This is a genomic window from Martelella sp. HB161492 (genome assembly GCF_013184775.1).
Taxonomy (GTDB): Bacteria; Pseudomonadota; Alphaproteobacteria; order Rhizobiales; family Rhizobiaceae; genus Martelella.
The window spans coordinates 133,847-156,569 of record NZ_JAATVV010000006.1; the positions used below are offsets into that span (position 1 = coordinate 133,847).

At 61.1% G+C, this 22,723-nt stretch carries 14 protein-coding genes; 4 read left to right on the plus strand and 10 right to left on the minus strand.

The genetic code is table 11. The annotated features are described in order from the left end of the window. The first annotated feature begins 125 nt into the window (after window positions 1–125). Window positions 126–851, plus strand: a complete 726-nt coding sequence (locus HCK86_RS11605; RefSeq protein WP_176084637.1) for a hypothetical protein — start codon at window positions 126–128, stop codon at window positions 849–851. Window positions 852–1,010: 159 nt separating this feature from the next. Here the strand turns inward: HCK86_RS11605 and HCK86_RS11610 are convergent, their stop codons facing one another. Then, entirely contained in the window at window positions 1,011–2,828 is a 1,818-nt protein-coding gene (locus HCK86_RS11610; protein ID WP_246739561.1) for a ShlB/FhaC/HecB family hemolysin secretion/activation protein, read from the minus strand. Further along, window positions 2,825–9,916, minus strand: a complete 7,092-nt coding sequence (locus tag HCK86_RS11615; protein ID WP_176084638.1) for a YDG domain-containing protein — start codon at window positions 9,914–9,916, stop codon at window positions 2,825–2,827. Before HCK86_RS11615 ends, HCK86_RS11610 begins: the two co-directional genes overlap by 4 nt. A gap of 294 nt (window positions 9,917–10,210) precedes the next feature. On the opposite strand from HCK86_RS11615, the gene HCK86_RS11620 reads away from it, so the two are divergent. Then, window positions 10,211–11,671 (plus strand): HAMP domain-containing sensor histidine kinase, encoded by a 1,461-nt coding sequence (locus HCK86_RS11620; RefSeq protein WP_246739562.1) that lies wholly within the window; start codon window positions 10,211–10,213, stop codon window positions 11,669–11,671. Further along, the gene (locus tag HCK86_RS11625) at window positions 11,668–12,369 is read left to right on the plus strand and encodes a response regulator transcription factor (RefSeq protein ID WP_176084639.1); all 702 of its coding nucleotides are present in this window, start codon (window positions 11,668–11,670) and stop codon (window positions 12,367–12,369) included. The genes HCK86_RS11620 and HCK86_RS11625 overlap by 4 nt, the downstream gene beginning before the upstream one ends. Before the next feature lie 587 nt (window positions 12,370–12,956). Here HCK86_RS11625 and ugpC read toward each other — a convergent pair. From ugpC to HCK86_RS11660, 7 genes are all read right to left on the minus strand, one after another. Beyond that, window positions 12,957–13,991 (minus strand): sn-glycerol-3-phosphate ABC transporter ATP-binding protein UgpC, encoded by a 1,035-nt coding sequence (gene ugpC, locus HCK86_RS11630; protein WP_176084640.1) that lies wholly within the window; start codon window positions 13,989–13,991, stop codon window positions 12,957–12,959. Window positions 13,992–13,995: 4 nt separating this feature from the next. After that, window positions 13,996–15,612: an FAD-dependent oxidoreductase gene (locus HCK86_RS11635; RefSeq protein WP_176084641.1), complete on the minus strand. Its 1,617-nt coding sequence runs from the start codon at window positions 15,610–15,612 to the stop codon at window positions 13,996–13,998. 4 nt (window positions 15,613–15,616) lie between these two features. Further along, window positions 15,617–16,459: a carbohydrate ABC transporter permease gene (locus tag HCK86_RS11640; protein ID WP_176084642.1), complete on the minus strand. Its 843-nt coding sequence runs from the start codon at window positions 16,457–16,459 to the stop codon at window positions 15,617–15,619. Continuing rightward, window positions 16,456–17,355, minus strand: a complete 900-nt coding sequence (locus HCK86_RS11645) for a sugar ABC transporter permease (RefSeq protein ID WP_176084643.1) — start codon at window positions 17,353–17,355, stop codon at window positions 16,456–16,458. The genes HCK86_RS11640 and HCK86_RS11645 overlap by 4 nt, the downstream gene beginning before the upstream one ends. 136 nt (window positions 17,356–17,491) lie before the next feature. Further along, the gene (locus tag HCK86_RS11650) at window positions 17,492–18,745 is read right to left on the minus strand and encodes a sugar ABC transporter substrate-binding protein (protein WP_176084644.1); all 1,254 of its coding nucleotides are present in this window, start codon (window positions 18,743–18,745) and stop codon (window positions 17,492–17,494) included. A 28-nt stretch (window positions 18,746–18,773) separates the two neighbouring features. After that, on the minus strand, window positions 18,774–19,817 hold the full coding sequence (locus HCK86_RS11655; RefSeq protein WP_176084645.1) for a LacI family DNA-binding transcriptional regulator: 1,044 nt from the start codon (window positions 19,815–19,817) through the stop codon (window positions 18,774–18,776). Between the two features lie 216 nt (window positions 19,818–20,033). Continuing rightward, window positions 20,034–20,900, minus strand: coding sequence for a LysR family transcriptional regulator (locus HCK86_RS11660; RefSeq protein ID WP_176084646.1), 867 nt, complete (start codon window positions 20,898–20,900; stop codon window positions 20,034–20,036). Between the two features lie 101 nt (window positions 20,901–21,001). Between HCK86_RS11660 and HCK86_RS11665 the strand changes: the two genes are divergently transcribed. Next, the gene (locus HCK86_RS11665; protein ID WP_176084647.1) at window positions 21,002–21,616 is read left to right on the plus strand and encodes a LysE family translocator; all 615 of its coding nucleotides are present in this window, start codon (window positions 21,002–21,004) and stop codon (window positions 21,614–21,616) included. Window positions 21,617–21,743: 127 nt separating this feature from the next. Here the strand turns inward: HCK86_RS11665 and HCK86_RS11670 are convergent, their stop codons facing one another. Then, window positions 21,744–22,712: an amidohydrolase family protein gene (locus HCK86_RS11670; protein WP_176084648.1), complete on the minus strand. Its 969-nt coding sequence runs from the start codon at window positions 22,710–22,712 to the stop codon at window positions 21,744–21,746. Between the last annotated feature and the right edge of the window lie 11 nt (window positions 22,713–22,723).

Below are 22,723 nucleotides of genomic sequence, written 5' to 3' on the forward strand. Positions count from 1 at the left end.
TGCACGATATACCGGTCATCTGGATAATCCGGCAGATATTCCATCAATATAAGTAGTTAAATAAAATATAATATAAGGCGAATTAGCAATATAGTTTTCCTTGTGAAAATATAGGGAAAAATACAATGCCAACTTCGCCACTTCAAAACAACCGACATCGTCACCTGTCCGCTGATCGTCTGCCCACCGCCGAACTGCCCGTCGAAGACGTCAGACGCGCTCGCGCCTGCCAGACTTTCCGGTCCAGCGAGCTCAGAAGTGAATGGGTTGATGCGCGCTTGCCCAAGCTCAAGCAGGAAGAGGAAGCGAAGTATAAAGATGAACCTTCGCACGAGCAGAGAGAGCATCTCATGTCTCTGAGTGAGCACATCAACCGGCGCAACGAATCCCTTCGCTTCGAGCTCCTCGAGAAGAAGAGCGGGATCGACAATTCCGCCAAGCTATTGCCCCGAGACCTCGCTCGCGAATATTCGCGTCTCGGCAGGCCGGCACTGTCTCGGTTCACCTCGGTCGATACCGCCACGGATAAGCTTGAGAAATCAAAATCGCCGCTTCCTGCGCACCCCTTAACGCTTGCATACAGGACAGATTTACTGCTTGGCTCCATATTCCATCGCTTTGCGCGACGTCAGGAAGACAAGGCGCTTGATAAACAAGACATTCGCGATGATCTTGCGGCTCACTCCCATGACATTTACCGCATATATGATGCACTTGAGCAGGACAGTTGGGACTTGCAGAACCTTGTTTTCAGCGCGATCGAGAAAGACATCGAGTCGTCTCTCATGGCTCTTTATTGCGTGAGAGAGAAAGTGACGTGCAAAGAGTCGGCAAAACTGAATGAATCATGATCGGATGCCCGTCTGCGGCATTGCAAGGTTGATCTTGCATTTGCCGCAGCGGGCGACGGGATGACAATCCCGGCCGAAATGCCCCGGCTGAAAGCTCCGCCATCGCTTTACGCTGAGGCCACTATCCGCAATGCATCGCATGATTTTCGAGCCGATGCGCTAGAACCGGCCGGTGATCGCGGCCTGGAGGTTCCAGTTGCCGGCTTGGGTGACACCTGCGTCATGCAAGGCAACACCGGCGATGAAATTGACCGTCAGGCTGTTGCCGAGCCGGTAGTCGAAGCCGGCGCCAATGCCGGACAGCGTTGCCGTGTCGCCGCTATCGTGATCGACCCCGAAACCGATATCGGCAAAGGCATATGGCGAGAGATTGTCGGCCAGGGCGGGCAAGCTTTCAGGCAGATGTCCCGCGAGCGGCGCGATCGAAGGCAGCCGCAATTCGTTGCGCCAGATGAAACCGCTATCGACGCTGACATCGTCGTAATTATAGCCACGCACCGCATAGCGGCCGCCAAGCGAGATCCGTTCCGTATCGGGCAGCGGCACGCCGGACAGCGTTGCCGACAGCGCGGAAATCCAGGATAGGCGCGCCGGCAGCGGCATGGCATGCTCGATGTCGGCAGCGAGATAGGCATAGGTCACGCTGTCGACGCGGCCGTTGGAGAATGTCTGCCAGGTTGTGGCGGCATTGCCCTGCAGCACACCACCAGGATTGGCCCTGATGCTGACATCCACGGCCGTCTGCCCGAGAGGATCAGAAAAGGCATTGTTCCAGCCGAGTACGAGCTGAAACAGATCTGCCGCGCCGTCGCCGACGGCCACGTCGTCAAAATAGGTTGTGCGTTCGAGGCGCTTCAGTTCGACGCCGCCATAGATATCGCCCCAATAGTGACCTGGCGCGAAATTGGAAATCGCCGATCGATAGATCACCGGCAGTTCATAGGTTGTGTTCTCGAAGTCGAAATAGCTGTTGGCCTGCTGGCGGGTGGCGACGAAGGATGGTGCGATTTCAAGGCTCTGGCGGGAAAGGATCGGGATCGTCAGCCGTCCGGCCTGACTGACGTAGTCAGGATAGGCTCCCTTTGTCGGGAAGATGATCGATGGATCGCTCCACACCTCGTCGCTGGTGGTCAGCTGGTAGGAGAGGAAGGCACCGGTCGGTCCGGGCAGGCGGGCATTGCCGCCGATATAGAACCGGTCCCGCCCGGTATCGGCAGAGCCGGAATTCGACCAGCCGCCATAGACCTGCCAGGGCTTGCCGGGCGTAACCGTGACAGTCAGATCGCTTTCGCCGGTCTCTTCGCCCGGACGGAACATGCCCGATGCCCGGCGATAGGGCGAGCGGTTCAGCCAGACAAGGTCCTCGTTGAGTGCCCGGGCGTCGATCTGCCCGCCCTTTTCGACCCGAAGATCGGCGGCGATCGCTACCGCTTCGTCGGGTGTGACGCCGTTGACGGTCACCGTGCCGGCCTTGAACTCGATGATCCGCACCTGCAGCACGCCACCGGTGATTTCCTGAGGCGGCAGCGTCACCGAAACGAAGGGGAAGCCTGCTTGCCGATAGATCCGTGCAATCGCTGCCTGAACCTCGCTTGCGAGCGCCAGCGACAGCGGATGCGCGAGAAGCGGCTGAAGTGCGGCGGATAGCGCCTGCGCGTCGATGCCGACCGGCGCGCCGGTGATCCCTGGCGGCGGCGCTTCGGCAACCGGCTCGTCCTGGCCGATCAGGTGCACGCCATGAAGGTCGACGCCAAGTGGCGTGCTATCCTCCGTGCCGAAATCCTGGGCGCCGATATCCAGTGTCACAGGCTCGTCCGGTGCGCGTTCCGGCAGATTGCGCTCCAGCGCCTGCTGGGCGAAGGCCGGCGCACTGCTCAGGACGACGACACAGGCGAGCAGCGAAGCCGCCAGCATTTGCTGACGCGGCGCCGTTCGGGCGACAGACTGTCTTGGGGATGGCGATCTGATTGCTCTCATTGGTCTATCACCGCGCTCAGCCAGTTTCCGTAGGAGCGAATGCAGGGAGTGGCGCCGGACTGTTCGCCGATTTGGGATGGCACCTCGCAGAGCCGGCTATCACGCTCAGGCTCATTGAGTTCAAGGGCCGGCAGGTCGCGCTCGAACACAGCAATATGGCCCGGAATCGGCTTGTCTTCGTCATTGACCGCGGCGCCACTGGTGACGGCCAGTGTGCCGTCGGTGAAATGGATGACGTAATTTTCTGTCGCCGCCAGTGTGCCTTGCGTGATGGCATAGAGGCCCGTGGCCGAGACCGAACTTGCCGTCGTCGCAAGCCCGCCGGAAAACAGCGTGGCGTCGTCACCTGCAACAAGACCCTCGTAGCTGTAAGTCAAGAGCGGCACGGCATCACCTTCTGCCATCTGCTGATTGGCGGCGGCAACCTCCAGCGTGGCAGCGGTGATATCGGCGTTGGCCGAAGCGATGGCGGCGATGGTGTAGTTGGCTGCATCTGCGCCCGAAAGGGCGATCGCCGAAACATTGACCGTCTTGCCCGTGCCGGCATTCTTGTCGGTAAAGGCGTAGCTTGCACCATCGACCGATACCGTATCGCCCGCGATCACGCCAACGAGGCTGATGGCGCCGGTTGCATCCGTGGTACCGTCATAGATCTTGTCATTGGCAGTGGCGCTGGCCGTCAGCATCTTGGCGGTGATATCGGCGCTGGCCGAAGCGGTGGCGGCGATGGTGTAGTTGCCGGCATCCGCGCCCGAAAGGCCGATCGACGAGACATTGACCGTCTTGCCCGTGCCGACATTCCTGTCGGTAAAGGCATAGGTGCCATCTGCCGAAACCGTGTCGCCGAGGATGACGCCGGAAAGCGTGAGGCTGCCGGTGGCATCCGTGGTGCCGTCATAGACCTTGTCATTGGCGCTCGCGCTCACGGTTAGCGTCTTCGCCGTGATGGCCGCCGTGGTCGAAGCGGTCGTGACGATGGTGTAGTTGCCGGCATCGGCGCCCGAAAGGGCGATCGACGAGACATTGACCGTCTTGCCCGTGCCGACATTCCTGTCGGTAAAGGCATAGGTGCCATCTGCCGAAACCGTGTCGCCGAGGATGACGCCGGAAAGCGTGAGGCTGCCGGTCGCATCCGTCGTGCCGTCATAGACCTTGTCATTGGCGCTTGCGCTCACGGTCAGCGTCTTCGCCGTGATGGCCGCCGTGGTCGAGGCCGTCGTGACGATGGTGTAGTTGCCGGCGTCCGCACCCGAAAGGGCGATCGCCGAAACATTGACCGTCTTGCCCGTACCGGCATTCTTGTCGGTAAAGGCATAGGTGCCATCTGCCGAAACCGTGTCGCCGAGGATGACGCCGGAAAGCGTCAGGCTGCCGGTTGCATCCGTCGTGCCGTCATAGACCTTGTCATTGGCGCTTGCGCTCACGGTCAGCGTCTTTGCCGTGACGGTGAGGGTTCCAGAAACGAAGGTGATGTCGTAGCCGGTCTGGGTGGAATAGATCCCGTCAAGGCCGAGAGCGCTTGCCGAATAGGTGCCGACATTCTTCGAATTCGCGGTGTAATAGGCCGTGCCGAGCACTTCGGATGTGTCGTAGCCCGGATTGCTGTAGGTCAGCCCGCCGACATCGCCCGAAACCGTGCTGCCGTCATAGACCTTGGTGCTGGAACCGCCGGTGATGGTGAGCGCGGTGAGGTAGCTACGCAAGAGCGGCGTGGTCGAGCCGTCATAGATGCGCCAGACCCTGCCCGTGCCGCCCTCGTCATCGATGTCGAAGCCGAGCGCGGCATAGGTCGCAAGGCTCGTCATTTCCGCGGTGCTGGCGGCCAGGACATTGGTGAGTGTCGCCGCGCCTGTATTGTCGCCAATGGCAACGGCCACACCGGTCGCCCCGGCATTCCAGACGCCGCCCGAAATCGCGGTTCCCGAGCCGGAGGCCTTGCCGATCAGCCCGCCGGCGAGCGTGCCGGAAAGCGCCCCGGAAGCATAGGAGGTGGTGATCGTCACATCATTATAGGCCTCGCCGACGAGCCCGCCGACAGTGCTGTTGCCGACGGAAGAGGTCACATCCGATGCCGAATAGGAATTGGTGATCGAAAAACCGGAACCTACTCCCACCAGGCCGCCGAGGGTGACGCTACTTGGATCGGACCGGCCCTCATAGGAAACCGCGCCGCTGGCATAGACCTCCGACAGGCTTGCCGAACCGCTGATCGCGCCGACAAGGCCGCCGGCGACGCCAAAATACAACCCCGTGCCAACCCTTGTGGTCACGTCGCCCGTGGCGAATGACCGGCTGATCGTCAGCGTTCCGCCGCTCTCGCCCAGAAGGCCGCCGACCAAGGAGAGAGAGGTGACGTCGCCGGAGGCGGAGGAGCCGGTAATGGTGAGGTCGCCGCCGTTATAGCCGACCAGACCACCGGCGTCACTGCCTGAGAGGATATCGATCGTCACGTCCGAACTGGAACCGGTGATGGTGGCGCGCGTGCCCGCGTTCACGGCGCCGACAAGTCCGCCGACGTTCTGGCCGACGCCGGTCAGGGTGATCGTCCCGCTGACGGAGACATTGGTGATGGCGTGGTTGATGGATGCCGTGCCGGAGATCAAGCCGACGAGAAGGCCGGAACCCGACGCACTGATGGCAGTCCTCGTCGCATTGGTGAGGGTGAGATCGTGGATCGCCACATCCGAACCATGATCCGTAAAGGAACCGAAGAGACCTGAGCCCGCCAGAACCAGCCCGTCGATCGTGTGGCCGGCGCCGTCGAAATTGCCGCCAAGCGTGGTTGCGGCAAAGCCCGTGCCGGCATTCCAGGCGGTGGTCGAGGTGGCATCGATGTCGTTGGCGAGCACATAATTGGCGCCGGTCGCCGTGCCGGCGATGACCGAGGCGACGCCCTGCAGGCCATAGACGTCGAAGAGCTGATAGGGGTTCGCCACCGTGCCGTCGCCGCCGAGCGCGCGGACGAAGGTGCCGCCCGTAAGGCGGAAATCCGTGGCGGCGAAGCTGGGCAGGGTCGCGCCGATCTGCGACCATGTTCCGCCGGCAAGCGTGAAGGTGCCGACATTCACGGCGCCGGTCACATTGACAGCGCCGGTGGCATTGAGGGTGATAGCGCCGGACGTCGCCGTGACCGCGCCATCGACGGCGATATCGCCGGCGGTCGTCTTGAGCGTCAGCGCTGCGGCATCGCTCCAGGAAAGCCCGCCGTCAACCGTCAGGTCACCGGCGGCGGTGAGCGTGACTGTGCCGCTGACCGCGTAGCTGCCCGTGCCCGAAAGCATCAGCAGCCCGCCCGAGGTGAGGTTGCGGTCGAGCGAATAGGTGGAGGCGGTATCGATATAGAGGCCGTAGTCGGTCGATGTCAGCTGCGTTGCGGCGGGGTGGATGAAGGCGAGATCGGTGTCGCTGTAGGAACCGAGCGTGGCGACGAGATTGGCGATGGTGCCGGTAAGCGAGGACGCTCCCGTGACGAGATCAAGCGACGTGCCATAGATATCGAGCCCGCTCACACCGGTCGCGGTGACGCTGTCGCCAAAGGCAGCACCATCAATGCCTGCGCCATCGAGAAAAGCAAGCGAGCCGGAAGACGTAACTGTTCCGGCCGGCCTCAGAATGTAATAGTAGCCGTTGGCGCCGGTACTTGCCGTGCCGATCAGGCTGCCGCCGGAGATTGCGCTGACATCGATGCCGGCCAGCGCCGTCGTGCCGCCGTCACTATAGGCGATGCCCGAGACGGCGACCGGTGTCGTGGCATATTGCGCGGTGAGATAGGGGTAGAGGTTGGCCCCCGTTCCCCAGATCGCCGATGAGAAGCCGCTGGGCAAAGCGCCCTGGAGCTGGGCCGTGGTCCGGCCGGTAACGCCGCCGCTACCGCTGCCAATGCCGTTGGTGCGCCCGGTGGTGCCGGTATCGAACCAGGAATTGGTGATGCCGGAGGCCGCGCCGGCATTAGAGCCGACGAGACCGCCCACCTGCGTGCCGCCGGTCACATAGCCGGTCGCATATGTACTGGTGATGGTGCCCGACGAATAGTTCTGGCCAACCAGTCCACCTGCCGAAGCGCCGCCGGAAAGGCCGGTCACGCGCCCGCTCGCATAGGCATTGGAGATCGCGCCGGCCGACATTCCGATCAGACCACCCACCGAACTGGTCCCGGTTACGCTTGCACTGGAGCTGACCTGATCGACCGTGGTACCTGCCGTGATCTGTCCTGCCAGTCCGCCCAGCGCCGTGGAGCCTGCAGACGCCAGAACCGTTCCCGAAGAATACGAACCGGTCAGGCTCCCGGTGTTAAGACTTCCGACCACGAGACCGGAATAGCCGTAGCTAGCAGTGACCGCACCGTCGACGCTGATGCCTGATATCACGGTTCCGGTGTGCGCATAGCCAACCAGTGCGGCGACATAGCTGCGCCCGGTCACATTTGCATTTGTCAGTTCTGTATTGACCAGTCGGGCGCCGCTGGCGGCGGCGAAAAGCGCGACATAGGCCGAAGAACCACGCGCGATCATCAGGCCATTGATCTGAAGGTCATTCCCGTCGAGGCTTCCCGCAAAGGGCGTCGCGCCACTGCCAACCGGTGAGAACCCGGCGGAACCCCAGACATCGCCATAATAGCCGCCACTATTGGCGGTGAAGGCGCTGGTCATGTCGATATCCGCACCGAGCGTGTAATCGGCGGTCAGATTCAGCGCCATTAGCTGCAGGGCGTGCGGGGTATAGATCACGGTCGAATATTCTGATTGCAGCATCGGCCGGGTTTGACCGGCAATCATCACCCAGGTGTTGGTAAAGTCGAAGCCGGAATAGCTGGCGGATGAATAGGCATTGGCATTGGTGATCGCGCTGCCGGCATAACTTGTGCTCTGGCCGGTCGAATCAACATCCCAATACGCATTCGTTGCTGTCACTGCGCCGGCATAGGCCGCACCGCCGACCAGGCCGCCGACATTGGTCGTGCCGCTGACATTGCCGCTGGCATAGACATTGGTGAGCGTGCCGCCCTGATAGGTGCTGCCGACCAGGCCGCCGACATAATCCTCAGTGCCGGTGACTGCCCCGGTTGCATAGGAATTTGTAATGGTGGCGGCGCGCAGGCGCCCGACCAGGCCGCCGACCTCGCCGAAGCCGGTCACTGTTGCCGCCGAGGACGAGCCGGAAATGGTGGTCTGGTCGTCCCAGCCGATCAGACCGCCGACCTGGCCGCCGCTTCCAACAGAGGTGACTCTGCCGGTCACGTGGATATTGCGGACATACGCGGACGGGTTGAGCCGGTAGGCGAGAGCGCCGGCACTGCCGCCACTCACGATCAGGACGTTGGAGAGGGTAAAATCCCGGAAGGCCCCGGAGGTCGATGAAAACATCCCGACAGAGCTGGAGGATGTTCGATTGCTCGTCAACCCGTCAATTGCGTGATTGAAGCCGGCAAGAACACCGGAAAAGCCACCAATCGGGTCCCATCCCTCACCGCTGTTCCAGTTTGCCGTCGCCGAAGCATCAATGTCATTGCCAAGGGCGTAATAGCCGCTGCCGGTGATCGCCTGCAGCTCGCTGACATCATGAATCAGCGTATAGGCCTGACCATTGACCGAGAAGCTGGCGTTCGCCCCCGACAGGGTAACGCGGGCGCCATCATTGAGGCTGTAATCGCTCCCCGTTACAAGCGCCAGACCGGCGCTTGTGCCGGTGGCGGTGATATCCGCGTTGATCTGGATGCTGCCAGCGGCATCCAATGTCAGAACGGTGTCGGCACCCCAGGAAATTGCGGCATCGACAGTGATGTCGCCAGACTGGCTGCCACTGGTTCCCGTTGAAACCGTGACGCCTGTTGTCGCCAGTGCGTTGGTGAGCGTGGTGACATTGATCACCGTATTGTTGGCCGCCGCGGTGAAGCCCACGCCGGTATCGGCAGCGTCGGAAATCGTCACGTTATACGGATCGATCAGCCAGTTGCCCGCCGTACCGCTTTCGGAGAGCGTATTGACGAGAGCCGTATCGCCAATATCGACATGGCTGCCGGACGTCTCGACACTCCCGCCTGTTCCGCCCGTGCCACCTTGCGCCAGAATGCTGCCGGAAAACGAAATGGTTCCATCGGCCACCGCCGTGACCGTGCCGCCCTTGGTGCCGCCCGCTTCCGCCGAGGCGTCGATCGTGCCGGAAATTTCGACCGTGCCGCCGGTGATCGCGACATCGCCGCCTTCGGTCGGCTTGCGGTAGGGGATGGGGACATTGGCGAGGTCGACGCCGGCCGCCGCCTTGCGCGCCACGACCTTGCCCGTCACCTTGACCGTGCCCTTGTTGCCGGCTGTCAGGAAGATGCGGCCGCTCGATTTCGTCACACCGGTTGCCTTGATCACGCTGTCCGTATTGCCCGCAAGCGCATAGACATTGCCGCCATTGGCGCGGATCTCGGCATTTGCTGCCTTGATGGTGCCGGTATTGACCGCTTCGGTATCCTCGCCGCCAAGCTCGACCGAAAGCAGGCCATTCTCGTCGGCCTTGTCCTTCATCAGCACCTGGTATCCGGCCGCAAGCGCCGCCGTGCCGTTCGGCGCCTCCAGCGTTCCGGTGTTCTCGACGCGGCGGGCGATCAGCGCGATGTCGCCTTGCGCGGAATGGATGGTTCCGGCGTTGACCACCTCGGCGGCGCTGGAGCCGGAGAAGGTCATGGATCCGCCATCGAGGAAGTCGCTGTCGGAAAGGTCCTGGGTGGAGGCAGCAAAGGTGCCACCCGTTGCGATCATGCCGCCCGAGCCGACAACGATGCCGGCGGGGTTTACGAGGTAAAGACTGCCGGTTGCCGAGAGATTGCCGTCGATCGTTGACGTCACATTGCCGGTGACCCGGTTCAGCGTCGCGCCGGAACCATTGTTGAACTGAACAATATTGCCGCTGCCGATCGAAAACCCGCCCCAGGACACGATGCCGGCGTCAGAGGACTGGGTGACGGTCATGCTGGTGCCGGAGGCGGAAATCGAACCGCTGCCGGTTGTAAACGCGCCGCCGCTCGGCAGGGCTTCCTGCGCCAGGACCGAAACCGGAACGAGCGCTGTTGCAACGGATAACAGGGCAACAAGCCGCCGCATTGAAGAACGGCGAGCGCTGACCCCAGCCGTGCCTGATGAGCGAAGAGCGTTGCGAAGATACGCGCTAGACATTCCGAATCAGCCCCCCTTATGCCAGGCGATCGGCCCGGCATCCCTTCGCTCTGTATAATGTTTGTCTGGAGAGGCGATCCACTTACCAATTCTGACGAAATCTGACCAATTCTGACAGCGGGCAGACGCAACCTCCGATCTGGGTCGAAAAGCACGTTGTTTCGCGCAGTTGTTGCTCTTATGCCGCTTGCGCCGGAATTCGACGTCAGGCATGTCTTGGCGATGCTGGATCTCAAGACTTTATTGCTGTTCGGGTCGGTGGCCGCAGCCTTGCAGGCCGCAGCCTGGCTTTTGATCTGGCGGGTCTGGCAGCAATTCTATGAATTGCGGGATCTGGCCATCGGCTTCGTGTCGATCGCCATCGGCCTGGCGCTGTTCCTGTTGCGCGACCCCGAACCGTCACGCGTCCAGATTTTCTTCGACAATATGTTCATCAAGGTCGGTGTGGTGGCGTTTGCCGATGGAATGTCGCGTTTTCTTGGCCAGCCCGGCTTTCGCCGACTGGCGGCATGGTGCCTTGTCATCCATATGACGCTCTGGCTGCTGGCGCTCGTCTACTATCCGGGGGATCTGGCGCTGCGGCTTCATTTGTCGGCGGCCTTCACCCTCGTCATCTTTGGTATGATGATCCACAGCCTCTGGATCGACCAAACCCTTCCCGCTGCTCTCAAGTGGACCGGCATCGTTCTCCTGGCCGGGCATATCGGCATAGACCTCCTGCAAAGCGCGCTCGTCTACTGGTGGCCGGTGACCGTGGACGCCGGGCCGGTGATCAGCAATGTCAATGCCTGGTATTTCTTCGAGAGCATCATCTTCATGTCGGCCTTCTATATCTGCCTCCTGTTCATGCTTGGCATCCGGCTGAACCAGGATCTGCTTGACCGCAATCGAACATTGTCGATGGAGATCGCGACCCGCCGCCGCCTGCAGGCCGAGCTTTCGACCAGTCTTGCGGCAGAACGGGCAAGCCGCGAAGAGCAGCAGCAGCTGGTACACACGGTCAGCCATGAATTCCGCACACCGCTTGCCGCGATCCGCTATGCCGGCGAAATGCTGGAAATGCTTATCGAGCAGCCCTCCGAGACCATCCGCAAGCGCCTGCAGGGTATTGACGAATCCGTCACCCGGATGACGATGCTGATCGACAAGTTTCTCGATAGCGAGCGGCTGATCGGCGGTGCTCCGGAAACCGAAACTATCGATTTTTCCACGCTGGCCGAAAATGTCCGAAATCATTTCGACCGGGTGGAGCAGGCAAGCCGGCTTCGCTTTACCGTTGCCGATGATCTTCCTGAATATCATGCGGATGTCGAAATGCTTTGGACCATCATCGTCAATCTGGTCGACAATGCGCTGAAATATTCGCCGTTCGACAGGCCGGTAGAGCTCGGCTTCCTGGCGCGCAATGATCTGCTGATCATAGAGGTGAGGGACAGGGGCATCGGCGTGCCGCGGGCCGAGACCGCTGAGGTCGGCCGGCGCTTTTTCCGGGCGTCCAATACCGGCACCATACCGGGGACTGGTCTTGGCCTTAATACCTGCTGCCGATTGGCGGGTTATCATGGCGGAACGGTGCTGCTCTATCGGCGCTTCGGCGGCGGAACAACGGCGGTGGTGCAGTTGCCGTTACCGGGCATGAGCCCGGCACGTGAGGGCATGGGGGAGGAGCCGTTACCGACATGAGCACCATTCTGGTCATCGAGGACGAGGCGTTCCTGCGCACCGATCTCGTCGATTATCTCTGCCTGCACGGCTATGAGGCTGTCGGTGTCGAAACGGCGGCTGCGATGCAGGCTGTGCTCGATACACCGTGGCGGCCGAACGTCATCATCCTCGATATCGCGCTGCCGGACGGCAATGGCTTCAATATTGCCCGCAGGCTGCGCGAGACGGACGATGCCGGGATCATCATGCTGACGGCCCATGGCGATGCGGAAAGCAGGGTGCGCGGTTTTGAAAGCGGCGCCGACATCTATCTGGTCAAGAATACAAGCCTCAGGGAAATCCTTGCCGCCGTGCAGAGCCTGCTGCGCAGGCTGCCGCGCCGCGATGGCGAAACGAAAGCCGGTCGTGAATGGGTGCTGGACAATGCGGCCTGGCAGCTTGTTTCGCCCGAGGGCAAGCACATCCGGCTGACGGCAACCGAACGGGACTTCCTGTCGGTGCTGATTGAAAGCGCGGGCAACCCCTGTTCGCGTGAGATGCTTTATGGCCGGCTTGCCACACGCCAGACGCCTTTCGACAATCGCCATCTCGATGCCGTCGTCAGCCGTCTTCGCCGCAAGATCGAAAACGAAATCGGCACGGAGACGCCAATCCGTTCGACCTACGGCATTGGCTATTCCTTCAGCGCTCCGGCCAGGATCAAGCTCGGCGGGTGAGGGGCACCGGAAAACGCAGCGAGGTGCAAAATCGCGAGGTCATTCATACGGTCCCAGGCTGCATTTATATTTGATATATATACAAAATATATTTTAAAATCATAGTATAAAATGAAATTCCTCGAAGGGAGGAATTCGCTTTGCTTTATGATGGAAGAATTCGCGGCGTCCGTTTTGGTCGCAAATTGTACGGCGCATTTGCCTTAAGCATCGTTTTGGTCACATCCTGTTTGGCCCAGGACGGACATGATGGCGGCGACGGCACTGCGAATATGCCCGGCTGCCCAGGTGGTACCCAGGTATCGCCGGACGGCAAATTCTATCTTCCCGATACGACTGTGGAATGCAATCCGAGTGCGGATGACCGCAAGACTAAGGGGGCAAATTCGGGCAATCCGGGACCGGAAATGCCATTCGGGTGAGCATGCGTCGTCTCCGGGCTCGCATAGGGCTGCACAGCCGCATTGCGGGCAGCCATCGGCATAACCGGCAAGTCTGAGAAGATCATGGGCGGTTCAGGTCCGCACGAAAGGCCTTCAGCCCATGACCACGCCTTCGGTCGGCGGGTTGATCACACCGCCAATGCCTCATGCCGGAAGACGGCAGCCTGCCTTGTCAAAGCAATGCGTGCTGCCCGGTCGTGCCGCCAGGGCGATCGGCATTCCTGGCGACAGCGTCGCGCCGGCCGGCAACTCGATGATGACGGTGCCATGGCCTTCGACATCGGCATGAACGAGGCGGGCATTACCGAGATATTCGGTCAGGCGCACGGTTGCCGCAATCGGCCCGACGCCATTTTCGGCGATCACCAGCGCATCGGGGCGGATGCCGCAATGCTGTGCTGCCGCCGGCAGCGCAAACGCTGCTCGCAGGGCTTCAAACCCGTCCGTCAACGTGAAGATGTTCATCTTCGGTGCACCGATGAATTGTGCGGCGAAGAGGTTTTCCGGCCGCTCGTAAAGGTCATGCGGCGTGCCCACCTGTTCGATCCGGCCGTCACGCAGAAGCACGATCTTGTCGGCGAGCGTCATCGCTTCCACCTGATCATGGGTGACGTAGATCATGGTCCGCCCGAGGCGCTGATGCAGTTCGGAAATCTGCGTGCGCATGTGAACCCGTAGCTCGGCATCGAGGTTCGACAGCGGCTCATCGAACAGGAAGGTTTCCGGCTGGGCGACAATGGCCCGGCCGATGGCGACGCGCTGGCGCTGGCCGCCGGACAGCTCGCGCGGGAAGCGCGCCTTGAGCTTGTCGAGCTGCAGCATGGTCACGGCCTCATCGACCAGCCGCGTGATGTCGTCCTTCGGTGTCTTGCGGACCTTGAGCCCGAAGGCGATGTTTTCCTCGACGGTCAGATGCGGGTAGAGCGCATAGGATTGGAACACCATGGCGACGCCGCGTTTTGCCGGTGCGACATCGTTCATCCGGCGGCCGCCGATTTCAAGCGTTCCGCCGCTGATATCCTCAAGTCCGGCGACCATGCGCAAAAGGGTCGACTTGCCGCAACCCGACGGGCCGACAAAGACGCAGAATTCGCCGTCCTCGATGGCGAGATCAATCCCCTTGATGATCTCTGTCGCGCCATATGATTTCTTCAGCGCTTTCAGTTCAAGCTTTGCCATGGTGTTACTCCACGCGTCCAAACAGTTCGAGCCTTGGGGTTTCGCGCACCTCCTTCGGCCATGCGAGCGGCACGTCAAAGGTCTCGGTGAGCAGTGTCTGGAAGGCTGAGCGCAGGGCCTTCGTCTCGTGAATGCCACGTGGCGAAACGGCCCTGTCTAGGCAGAAGGCGGCCAGTGCACCGACGCTTTCGCCAATGTTCCATTCCACCGGATGCAGGCGATAGCAGCCATTCGTCAGGTGGGTGGTGCCGATGTTCTTGCAGGCCGGCAGCAGGTTCTCCACCCGGGTCGGGATCAGGCTGCCAAGCGGGATCTGGAACGGCCAGTTGGCAATATCGACATAGTTGCGCGGCGCCGTCGAAGGATGAAGGTCGATCCGGTAGGAGCCGACACCGACACTGTCTTCGAACTGTTCAGCGCCTGTCATGCCTTTCCGCGCATCAATACCGACATGGTTCTCGGTGATGGTGAACAGCGCCTTGATGCGTCGGCTCTCGCGGATATAGGGGGCAATGGTCAGCCCGTCGAGCGTGCCCATCACCGCACCGGCCGGTTTCAGCCCGCGATAGCCGTAGCCGCCGTCATGGCGCGGGGCTTCGGTCTGCATCCAGTAGAGCATGGACAGTGACAGCTGGCGCGCGCCTTCAAGATGTTTCTTAGCTTCCGCCGGCGAGACGCCGACAAGCGGACCGCCGCAATAGTCGATCTGTGGCCAGTTGACGAGGCAGATATCGGAGGGGTAACGCCCGGCCAGGTGATTGCGGCGGGCGAAGATCCGGCGATAGTGCCAGTTGTCGGGGGCAAAGCGGCTGTCGCTGTCGCCAACGAAAAGCGGCCGCTCATCGGCTTCCAGGGTGACCGGATTGGGACCGATGAAGGACAGCTGCCGGTCGGGCCAGAAATCGAGCTTGAAATCGTGCCAGTCGTCGTAATCGCGCGGCCGGGCGATCGTGTGATCTTCGTCGGGGTGATAGCTCATGGCGAAGCACCAGCTCACGGCCTGCTGGTCCATCGGGTCTGCAGGGCCCGGAAGCGCGTTGGGCTCGCCAGTGTCCGCCTGCGATTCCGCGCCGATCACATGTTCAACGCCGCCCAGCTCCAGCAGATCGCCGAGCTCGGTCGCATCGACAAAGTAGCGGCCCGTCAGAACCATGTCGCCATGCTCGGCCGAGGTGACGGTGATCGCCCGGAAACGGTTTCCGTCCGTCTCGACCGCGATCGGCTTCGTATTCAAAAGCACCGTCAGCCGGCCGGTTGCAAACCAGGGGGCGAGCAATGCCTCGATGGCGGCAAGGCCAGCGCGCGGTTCGGCGCAGAGCGGTGAAACATTGCCAAGCCCGGGATTGAGCAGCGGATCGTTCAGGGCTTCCTGCGTAAGCGGATAGAAATCGCGGTAATATTCGCGGATCAGCCGCCGGAGCGCACGATAGCTCGCGGTCGATCCGGTCTCGATCCAGGGATTTTCATCCGGTGGTACAGCCTGGGTCGTCAGCTGACCGCCAAGCCATTTGAACTCTTCCGTCAGGATGACGCTGCGTCCGAGCTTCAGCGCGGAAAGGGCAGCGGCAACGCCGCCAAGTCCGCCGCCGATGATGACGAGATCAGAGCCAAGCTCTTTCATTTCATTATCCTTTCACGCCAGACATGGCGAAACTTTCAACGATCTGGCGCTGCGCCAGAATGTAGACGATGAGCATGGGGACGACGGCCATCGCGGTGGCCGCAAGCTGGAGATTCCAGAGCGGCAGGCCATAGGTGTCGGTGAAATTCGCAAGCGCGAGCGGCAGGGTGAAGAGCTTGATGTCGTTCACGAAAACCAGCGGCTCGAGAAACAGGTTCCAGGAAAACAGGAAGGTGATGATGCCCACCGCCGAGAGCGCCGGCTTCGACAGCGGCAAGGCGACCTTGAAATAGACGCCAAACCGCGAGAGCCCGTCCATCCGTCCGGCTTCTTCCAGTTCCTTCGGCAGTGCCAGGAAATACTGCCGCATCAGGAAGGTCGCCATCACGCCCTGCGAACCGAATATTGGCAGCAGGATCAGCGGCATGTGCGTGTTCATCAGGCCCAGCGCCTTCATCAGGAAAAAGTTCGGAATGATGGTGACTTCTTCAGGCATCATCAGCGCCGAAATCAGCATCAGCAGGACAAGTCCGCTGCCGGCGAAGCGCAGCCGGGCCAGCGCATAGCCCGCCAGCGACGAGAGAAACAGCGTCAGTCCGGTGACCACCACGGCGATATAGAGCGAGTTGAAATATTGCCGGGCGAAGGGCTGATAGGCGAAGACCTGCGGAAAGTTCTCGAAATGCGGGACGGCGGGAATGAGGGCGGCGGAGGAGAATACGTCCGCCTGGCCCTTGATCGATCCCGACAGCATCCAGATGAAGGGAAAGACAAAGGGAATGGCCAGTGCCGCAAGCCCGAGGACCCAGCAGATCCGGGTGATTTTCTGGTGTTGGCGATAGGTCATTTGCGTGCCGCCTTCAAAAGCATTTGCAGGATGGTCAGCGCCAGGATCAGAACGAAGAGGACGACGGCGAGCGCTGCGGCATAGCCGGTATTGAAGAATTTGAAGCCCTGTTCGTAGATGTAGAAGGCCAGCACCAGCGTGGCGTTCTGAGGTCCACCGCCGGTCATGAGATAGATATGATCGAAGACCTTGAGCGAGCCGACAACGGTGATCACCATGATGACGAGCGTCGTCGGCGCCAGCAGCGGCCAGGTGATCCGGCGGAAGATGTCCCAGCCATTCGCCCCTTCGAGCCGCGCGGCCTCCTCATAATCGCGCGGGATGGATTGCAGCGCGGCGATATAGAGGATCATGTTGAGGCCGACGGTCTTCAGCACGCGCGTGATGATCACGGAAAACATCGCCCAGCCCGGCTGATGCAGCCAGTTGGGGCCATCAATGCCGAACAGGCCGAGCGCCCGGTTCACCGCGCCGCTCTCATGCTGCAGCAGGAAGGTCCAGATGATCGCCCAGGCCACCGCCGAGGTGATCACCGGCGCGAAGAAGACGGTGCGGAAGATCACCACGCCGCGCATCGGTTTGCAAAGCGCCAGCGCCAGGCCGAGTGCCAGCGCCATGTTGAGCGGCACCAGCCCGGCAGCGAAGATCAGCGAATTGCCGAGCACATGCCAGAAGGTGTCGTTGGCGGTGAGCGCATCAACGTAATTTTCCATACCGACGAAGCGTGACTTCTGACTGAGCAGGTTCCATTCGGTGGTGGAATAGTAGAACACGGCCACCAGCGGTCCGACGAAGAAGATCAGGAAGCCGGTGAGGATCGGGCTGACAAACAGCCAGCCGGCAATGGCCTCGCGTGTCCTGAGGGACAGGGACGGGTCCCGTTCGGCAGCCGACATGATGCGCCTCCCTTTCTGCCAGATGGGTTTTGTGGTTACGAGCCGGTACGCAGGTCGCGGACGGGCGGTTTCAGAACCGGCCGCAGCTCGGCCGGTCCTGTCTTTCCGGCTGGTGCCGAGGCACCGGCACGGGCCATCACTTCAAGAGCGGCTGGATATCCTTGCAGAGCTTGTCGAGCACCGCCTTCACATTGGCGTCCGGTGCCCAGAGCGCATCGAAATCGGGCCGGGCCTCGGCTTCGATCTGCGGATAGTTGACGCTGTTGGGCAGCACGCTGCCAGCCTCGATGCCTGCCGCGACAATCTCCATCTGTTCCGGCGTGACCGCCGGATTGGAGGACAGGAAAGCCTCGCTCTGCAGCACCGATTTGCGCGCCGGCGGGAAGAATTCCGCCATTTTTGCAACATTGTCCTTGTCGGTCATGTAAGCGAGGAATTCAGCGGCGAGTTCCTTGTTCTTGCCCTGGGCAAAGGCAACGATGGCCGCCTGGCCAACCGTCTGCGCATCACCCGCAGGGCCTTTCGGCAGCGGTACAATCCCCCAGTCGAAACCGGCATCGGCAAGTTTGGAGACCCGCGACAGCTGCGTCATGGTCAGCGCCGACTTTCCGGAGAAGAAGTCGCCCTGCTCACCGGGCGGAACCGTCGAACCGTCCTTGTAAACCATATCGTGGAACAGGGTGACGGCTTCAACGGCATCATCACTGTTCAGCGTGCAGGTGCCGTCAGACCAGGCTTCGCCGCCATAGGCCCTGACGATCGGCATGAGATTGTGCATCACCCGGGCGCCATAGCCCTGGCCATCGACGGTTTCGTAGCCCCAGATGCCGGCATCGGCATCGCGCAGGGCAGCCGCATCGGCCTTGAGCTGCTCCCAGGTCCAGCTGCCATCGGCGACACGTTCGCTCGGCGTTTCCAGCCCGGCGGCGTCATAGAGCGACTTGTTGTAGTAGATCAGGAAAGGCGAGGTCGAAAAGGGCACACCATAAACGGCATCGCCGCTGGTCCACAGTCCCATCGCCGGCTTGGAGAAATCGGCATAGTCGTAACCCGCAGTGTCGTTCAGCGTTTTCGACACGTCGACCAGCGTACCGGCGTCGACAAAGGCGGGGCCGGAATTCTCCAGAAGCCAGCCGAGATCGGGCGGATTGCCGCCAGCGAGCTGAAGCGTGATCTTCTGCACATAGTCGTTGAAGGGAATGGTGTCGAATTTGACCGTGACGTCCGGATGGGTTTCGGCAAAGCCGGCGGCAATCGCGTTCAGCATGTCGAGATGCGGCTGGCTGCCGGTCCACACGGTGAAGCGAAGTTCGGTTGCATTGGCGGCTGTCGTCAGGGCTCCGCAGAGCGCTGTCGCTATGATTAACCGCTTAATCAATTTGGTCTGCATGTTCTCTTCTCCCACTTATTAAGTCTTATCAAACGGCCTTAAGCGTTTCGCCGGGGACATAGCCCAGCTTCTGCATCACATTGTCTGGCGCATTGGCCGGATCCCGGATCTTCAAGATCAGATTTTCGACTGCCCGTTCGCCCATCTCCTCCCGGGGAATGGAAATGCGGGTCCAGCGCGAGCCCTCGGCCTCGTCAAACAGCGGGGCCGCCAGCGCGACGACGGAGATCACGTCGGGAATATCAAGGCCGAGCGCGCTGATCTGCCGCTCCAGCGCCACGGCATGGGCAAAGGTCTCGGTCAGCACCACGGTGGCATCGGACCGAAGCAGCATGCGCACCCAAGCCTGCGTTATCTTGTCAGGGTCGATGCGTTCGACGGACAGCGACAGGTCGTCAAAGCCGTTTTCGAGAAAACCGCGCTCGCGATCCTCGTTCTGTTCGCGAATCTCGGATTCACCGATGAATTTCAGTGTGCGGTGACCAAGCGCGCGGCAGCGCGCGACAACATCGCGCACGGCGGAACAGTAATCCGGGGCGACCCAGCTGACTGCGCGGCCCCCGACCTCACGCCGGCCGATGGTCACGAAGGGAAAGCCGGTATCGCAGAGCCTTTTGAGTTCGGCCTTGTCCTGGACGGCACCCAGAAGAATGGCGCCATCGGCAATGCCCATCCGGTTGGTGCCGTTGGGGAAAATGCTGCGGCGACCCTTGTCGAGAGTCGAAGAGGTGAAGAGCAGAAGGTCCTGGCCGCACCGCATCGCTCCGCGCTCGATCCCGAGCAGGAAGGGATAGAAGAAGTTTTTGCGGTCGGAGGGGAAAACGGCTTCATAGGTAAAGACGCCGATGATGTTGCGCTGACCGCGTGCGAGCGACTGGGCGACGACATCCGGCGCATAGCCAAGGGTCTCCATCGCGGCCCGGACGCGCTTTGCAGCCTCTTCGCCGACACGGATCGTCTTGCCGGGCTTGGGCGAGATGACGGCAGAAACCACGGCGGTCGAAACGCCCGCCATCGCTGCCACATCGCTCTGGGTGATGCGCTTCGCGCGCTTTTGCCCACGGTCCGTCAAGATGTCCTCCTCTGATTGATTAAGCGTATAATCAAAGCCATTCTGCTGTCAATCATCATTTTCGCCGTTTTTTGGGATCAGGGCGCACGCAGTCGAAAATCCTGCCGAACGGCACCATAAGGAGGGGCTGGGCGGCGATTGCGGCTGCGAGACAGGATTGCCCCCCGGATCAGGACCCGGGCCTTTCGGAGGGGGGCGTCCGCTGTCAAACCTACATCAGCTTGCGCGCTCCAGCCATTTTAGAAAATGCCTGACGGCCGGGCCCGGCTCGGGCGGAACAATCACATAATATCCAAGGGTTTCGGAGGGATCACGATAGAGCACGGACAGGAGGCCGCTATCGAGATCGCGCTGCACCAGGGCGCGGGATTGCAGCGAAATGCCCTGGCCTGCCCGAAGTGCCGAAAGCACCAGGGAATTGGTCGGGTAATGCCGGTGCAGCGCAGCATCAAACGCGATCCCATGCCGCTCCACCCAATGCATATGTTCGGTGCGTCCGGTTTCGAACAGCCAGCACTGCTCTGCCATGGACGCCGGGTCAGCGCTGATCCTGTCAGAGAACGTGTCCGTCCGCGCGACGACAAGATATTCGCCGGATACGAGATACCGGCTTTTACAATCAGCCCAATCGCCGTGCCCGTAGCGGATCGCCACGTCCAGCCGCTCATGTTTGAAATCTAGCACAGCCAGACTTGGAATAAGCTCGATCCGTATCTCCGGATGGTCAGACCAGAACTCACCAAGCCTCGGCATCAGCCAGCTTTCTGCGAATGAGGGCGGGACGGTTATACGCAGCGGGCGAAGCGCCTCTTCGGCAAGCAGCACGTCGAGCGCTGAATGGATCGTGCCGAATCCCTCATGGGTCGCATCAGCCAGACGTGCGCCGACCGCAGTCAGATTGATACCGCGCCCTGTCCGCTCGACAAGCGCCAGCCCCAGATGACGTTCAAGGCCACGGACATGCTGACGGACGGCCGCCTCGGTGACATTCAAGCCGGTAGCCGCGATCGAAAAGCTCCGATGCGTGGCGACGGCATCAAAGGCGCGCAACGCGGAAAGCGGCGGCATCCGGCTCCAGTTCATATCGTAGTTTTCCTTTCGACCTGAAAAGATATTTGCCGTGAAATTGGCAGAAAACTGCATAGAATTGAAGTCAAATCGAAGTTTAGTTTCGGAGAAATGTTATGGAAATACACACTTGGCTGGCCTTTAGCGCTGCAAGTATTGCTTTGCTGGCGATCCCCGGACCCGTGGTCATGCTGCTGTTGGGCTATACGCTCGGGCATGGGCCAAAGGCAGCGGCGGCGGCTGTGCCGGGCGTCCTGCTGGGCGATTTCACCGCGATGTCGCTTTCGATGCTCGGTGCAGGCGCAATCCTTGCGGCCTCGTCTAGCCTGTTCTTGACGTTGAAACTGGCTGGTGCCGTCTATCTTCTTTGGTTGGGCATCAAGCTCTGGAGAGACGACACAAAGCCGATCGCCGCAGACGACCATGCGCCGTTCAAAGGATGGGGGGCATTTGCTAACGCCTATTGGGTGACGGCGCTGAATCCAAAGGACATCGTCTTCTTCGTCGCCTTCCTGCCGCAGTTCATCTCTGCCGACCACGCATTTTTCCCGCAGATTGTCATGATCGAAGCGACATTTCTCAGCCTTGTCGTTCTCAGCAACGCGGCATGGATTCTGCTCGGATCGAAAATCTCCCGGTATTTTGGCCGGCGCAGCCATATCCGCATCGCCAATCGCATAGGTGCCGGATGGCTCGTGGGGGCAGGGCTGCTGACAGCTGTCAAAGGTTGAGGGGACCACTTGCCTCAGGATTGTCCTGGCGTGGCCCACGCAGTCTCGCCATGGAAGCCGATAGCAGTATATCGCTGCGGCCAGGGCAACCCCGCTGCGCATTACGTGAGTTGCACGATCAACTCCGTCAGCGCTTCACCGCGCCAAGAAGCCGTTCGGCATTGTCGTGGCAGACAGCCCGGCGCTCCTGATCGGAAAGCGGCGCATGGTCGATCCAGTGTCCGGCTTCTTCGGGTTTTTCGAAAGGATAATCGACCGAGAACATCACCCGCTCAGCGCCGAGCGCATCCAGCGCACAGCGCAGCGGTTCATCAGAGCAGACGCCTGCGGTGGTCACCCAGACATTGCGGCGGAAATAGTCGGATGGTTTCATCGCCAGCCGGCGGTCGCCGCGATTGGAGATCTCAAAGCGGCTGTCAAAACGCCAGAGCTGGTAGGGCAGCGTCTCGCCCATATGGCCAAGCAGCAACCGTGCTTTCGGGAAACGGTCGAAAATGCCGCCGAAAATGATCCGCAGCGCGTGGTTCCCGGTCTCCACCGTCCAGCTCCAGACCGGACCGAACAGTTCCGGATGGTTGTGATACATGTACGGAAAGTCCGGAGGATTATAGGGATGGATATAGATCGGCGCCTGCAGATCGGCAGCGCGTTCCCACAAAACCGAAAACCGGTCATCATCAAGATAGGCGCCATTGGTCTGGCCGTTGATCATGGCGCCGGACATGCCAAGCTGGCTGACGGCGCGTTCGAGTTCGTCGGCAGCGGCCTTCGGATCCTGCACCGCCAGATGGGCAAAGCCGCCATAGCGGCCCTTGCTCCCGGCCATTTTCGCCGCCAGGAAGTCGTTGCAGGCGGCCGCCTTGCGCACGGCTGTGGCGGTATCGGCTTCGGCCTGCACGCCGGGACCCGACAGTGACAATACGGCATGGTCGATGCCGATCCGGTCCATGGCGGCAAGCCGCCTGTCGCCGAAATCGGCCAGGGCTTCAGCCGCCCTGCCGAAAAGATCCGGGCTGATATTGATCGCCGTTTTGGCGAAATAGTCCTCCATGCCCGGCGCCATGAAGTGTTCTTCAAGTGCGATTTTTCCCGTCATCCCGTCTCACT

Bases quoted from the DNA above. Each gene is read 5' to 3' on its own strand.
- HCK86_RS11605 (WP_176084637.1), top strand. From the start codon at position 126: ATGCCAACTTCGCCACTTCAAAACAACCGACATCGTCACCTGTCCGCT.
- HCK86_RS11610 (WP_246739561.1), bottom strand. From the start codon at position 2,828: ATGAGAGCAATCAGATCGCCATCCCCAAGACAGTCTGTCGCCCGAACG.
- HCK86_RS11615 (WP_176084638.1), bottom strand. From the start codon at position 9,916: ATGCGGCGGCTTGTTGCCCTGTTATCCGTTGCAACAGCGCTCGTTCCG.
- HCK86_RS11620 (WP_246739562.1), top strand. From the start codon at position 10,211: ATGCTGGATCTCAAGACTTTATTGCTGTTCGGGTCGGTGGCCGCAGCC.
- HCK86_RS11625 (WP_176084639.1), top strand. From the start codon at position 11,668: ATGAGCACCATTCTGGTCATCGAGGACGAGGCGTTCCTGCGCACCGAT.
- ugpC (WP_176084640.1), bottom strand. From the start codon at position 13,991: ATGGCAAAGCTTGAACTGAAAGCGCTGAAGAAATCATATGGCGCGACA.
- HCK86_RS11635 (WP_176084641.1), bottom strand. From the start codon at position 15,612: ATGAAAGAGCTTGGCTCTGATCTCGTCATCATCGGCGGCGGACTTGGC.
- HCK86_RS11640 (WP_176084642.1), bottom strand. From the start codon at position 16,459: ATGACCTATCGCCAACACCAGAAAATCACCCGGATCTGCTGGGTCCTC.
- HCK86_RS11645 (WP_176084643.1), bottom strand. From the start codon at position 17,355: ATGTCGGCTGCCGAACGGGACCCGTCCCTGTCCCTCAGGACACGCGAG.
- HCK86_RS11650 (WP_176084644.1), bottom strand. From the start codon at position 18,745: ATGCAGACCAAATTGATTAAGCGGTTAATCATAGCGACAGCGCTCTGC.
- HCK86_RS11660 (WP_176084646.1), bottom strand. From the start codon at position 20,900: ATGAACTGGAGCCGGATGCCGCCGCTTTCCGCGTTGCGCGCCTTTGAT.
- HCK86_RS11665 (WP_176084647.1), top strand. From the start codon at position 21,002: ATGGAAATACACACTTGGCTGGCCTTTAGCGCTGCAAGTATTGCTTTG.
- HCK86_RS11670 (WP_176084648.1), bottom strand. From the start codon at position 22,712: ATGACGGGAAAAATCGCACTTGAAGAACACTTCATGGCGCCGGGCATG.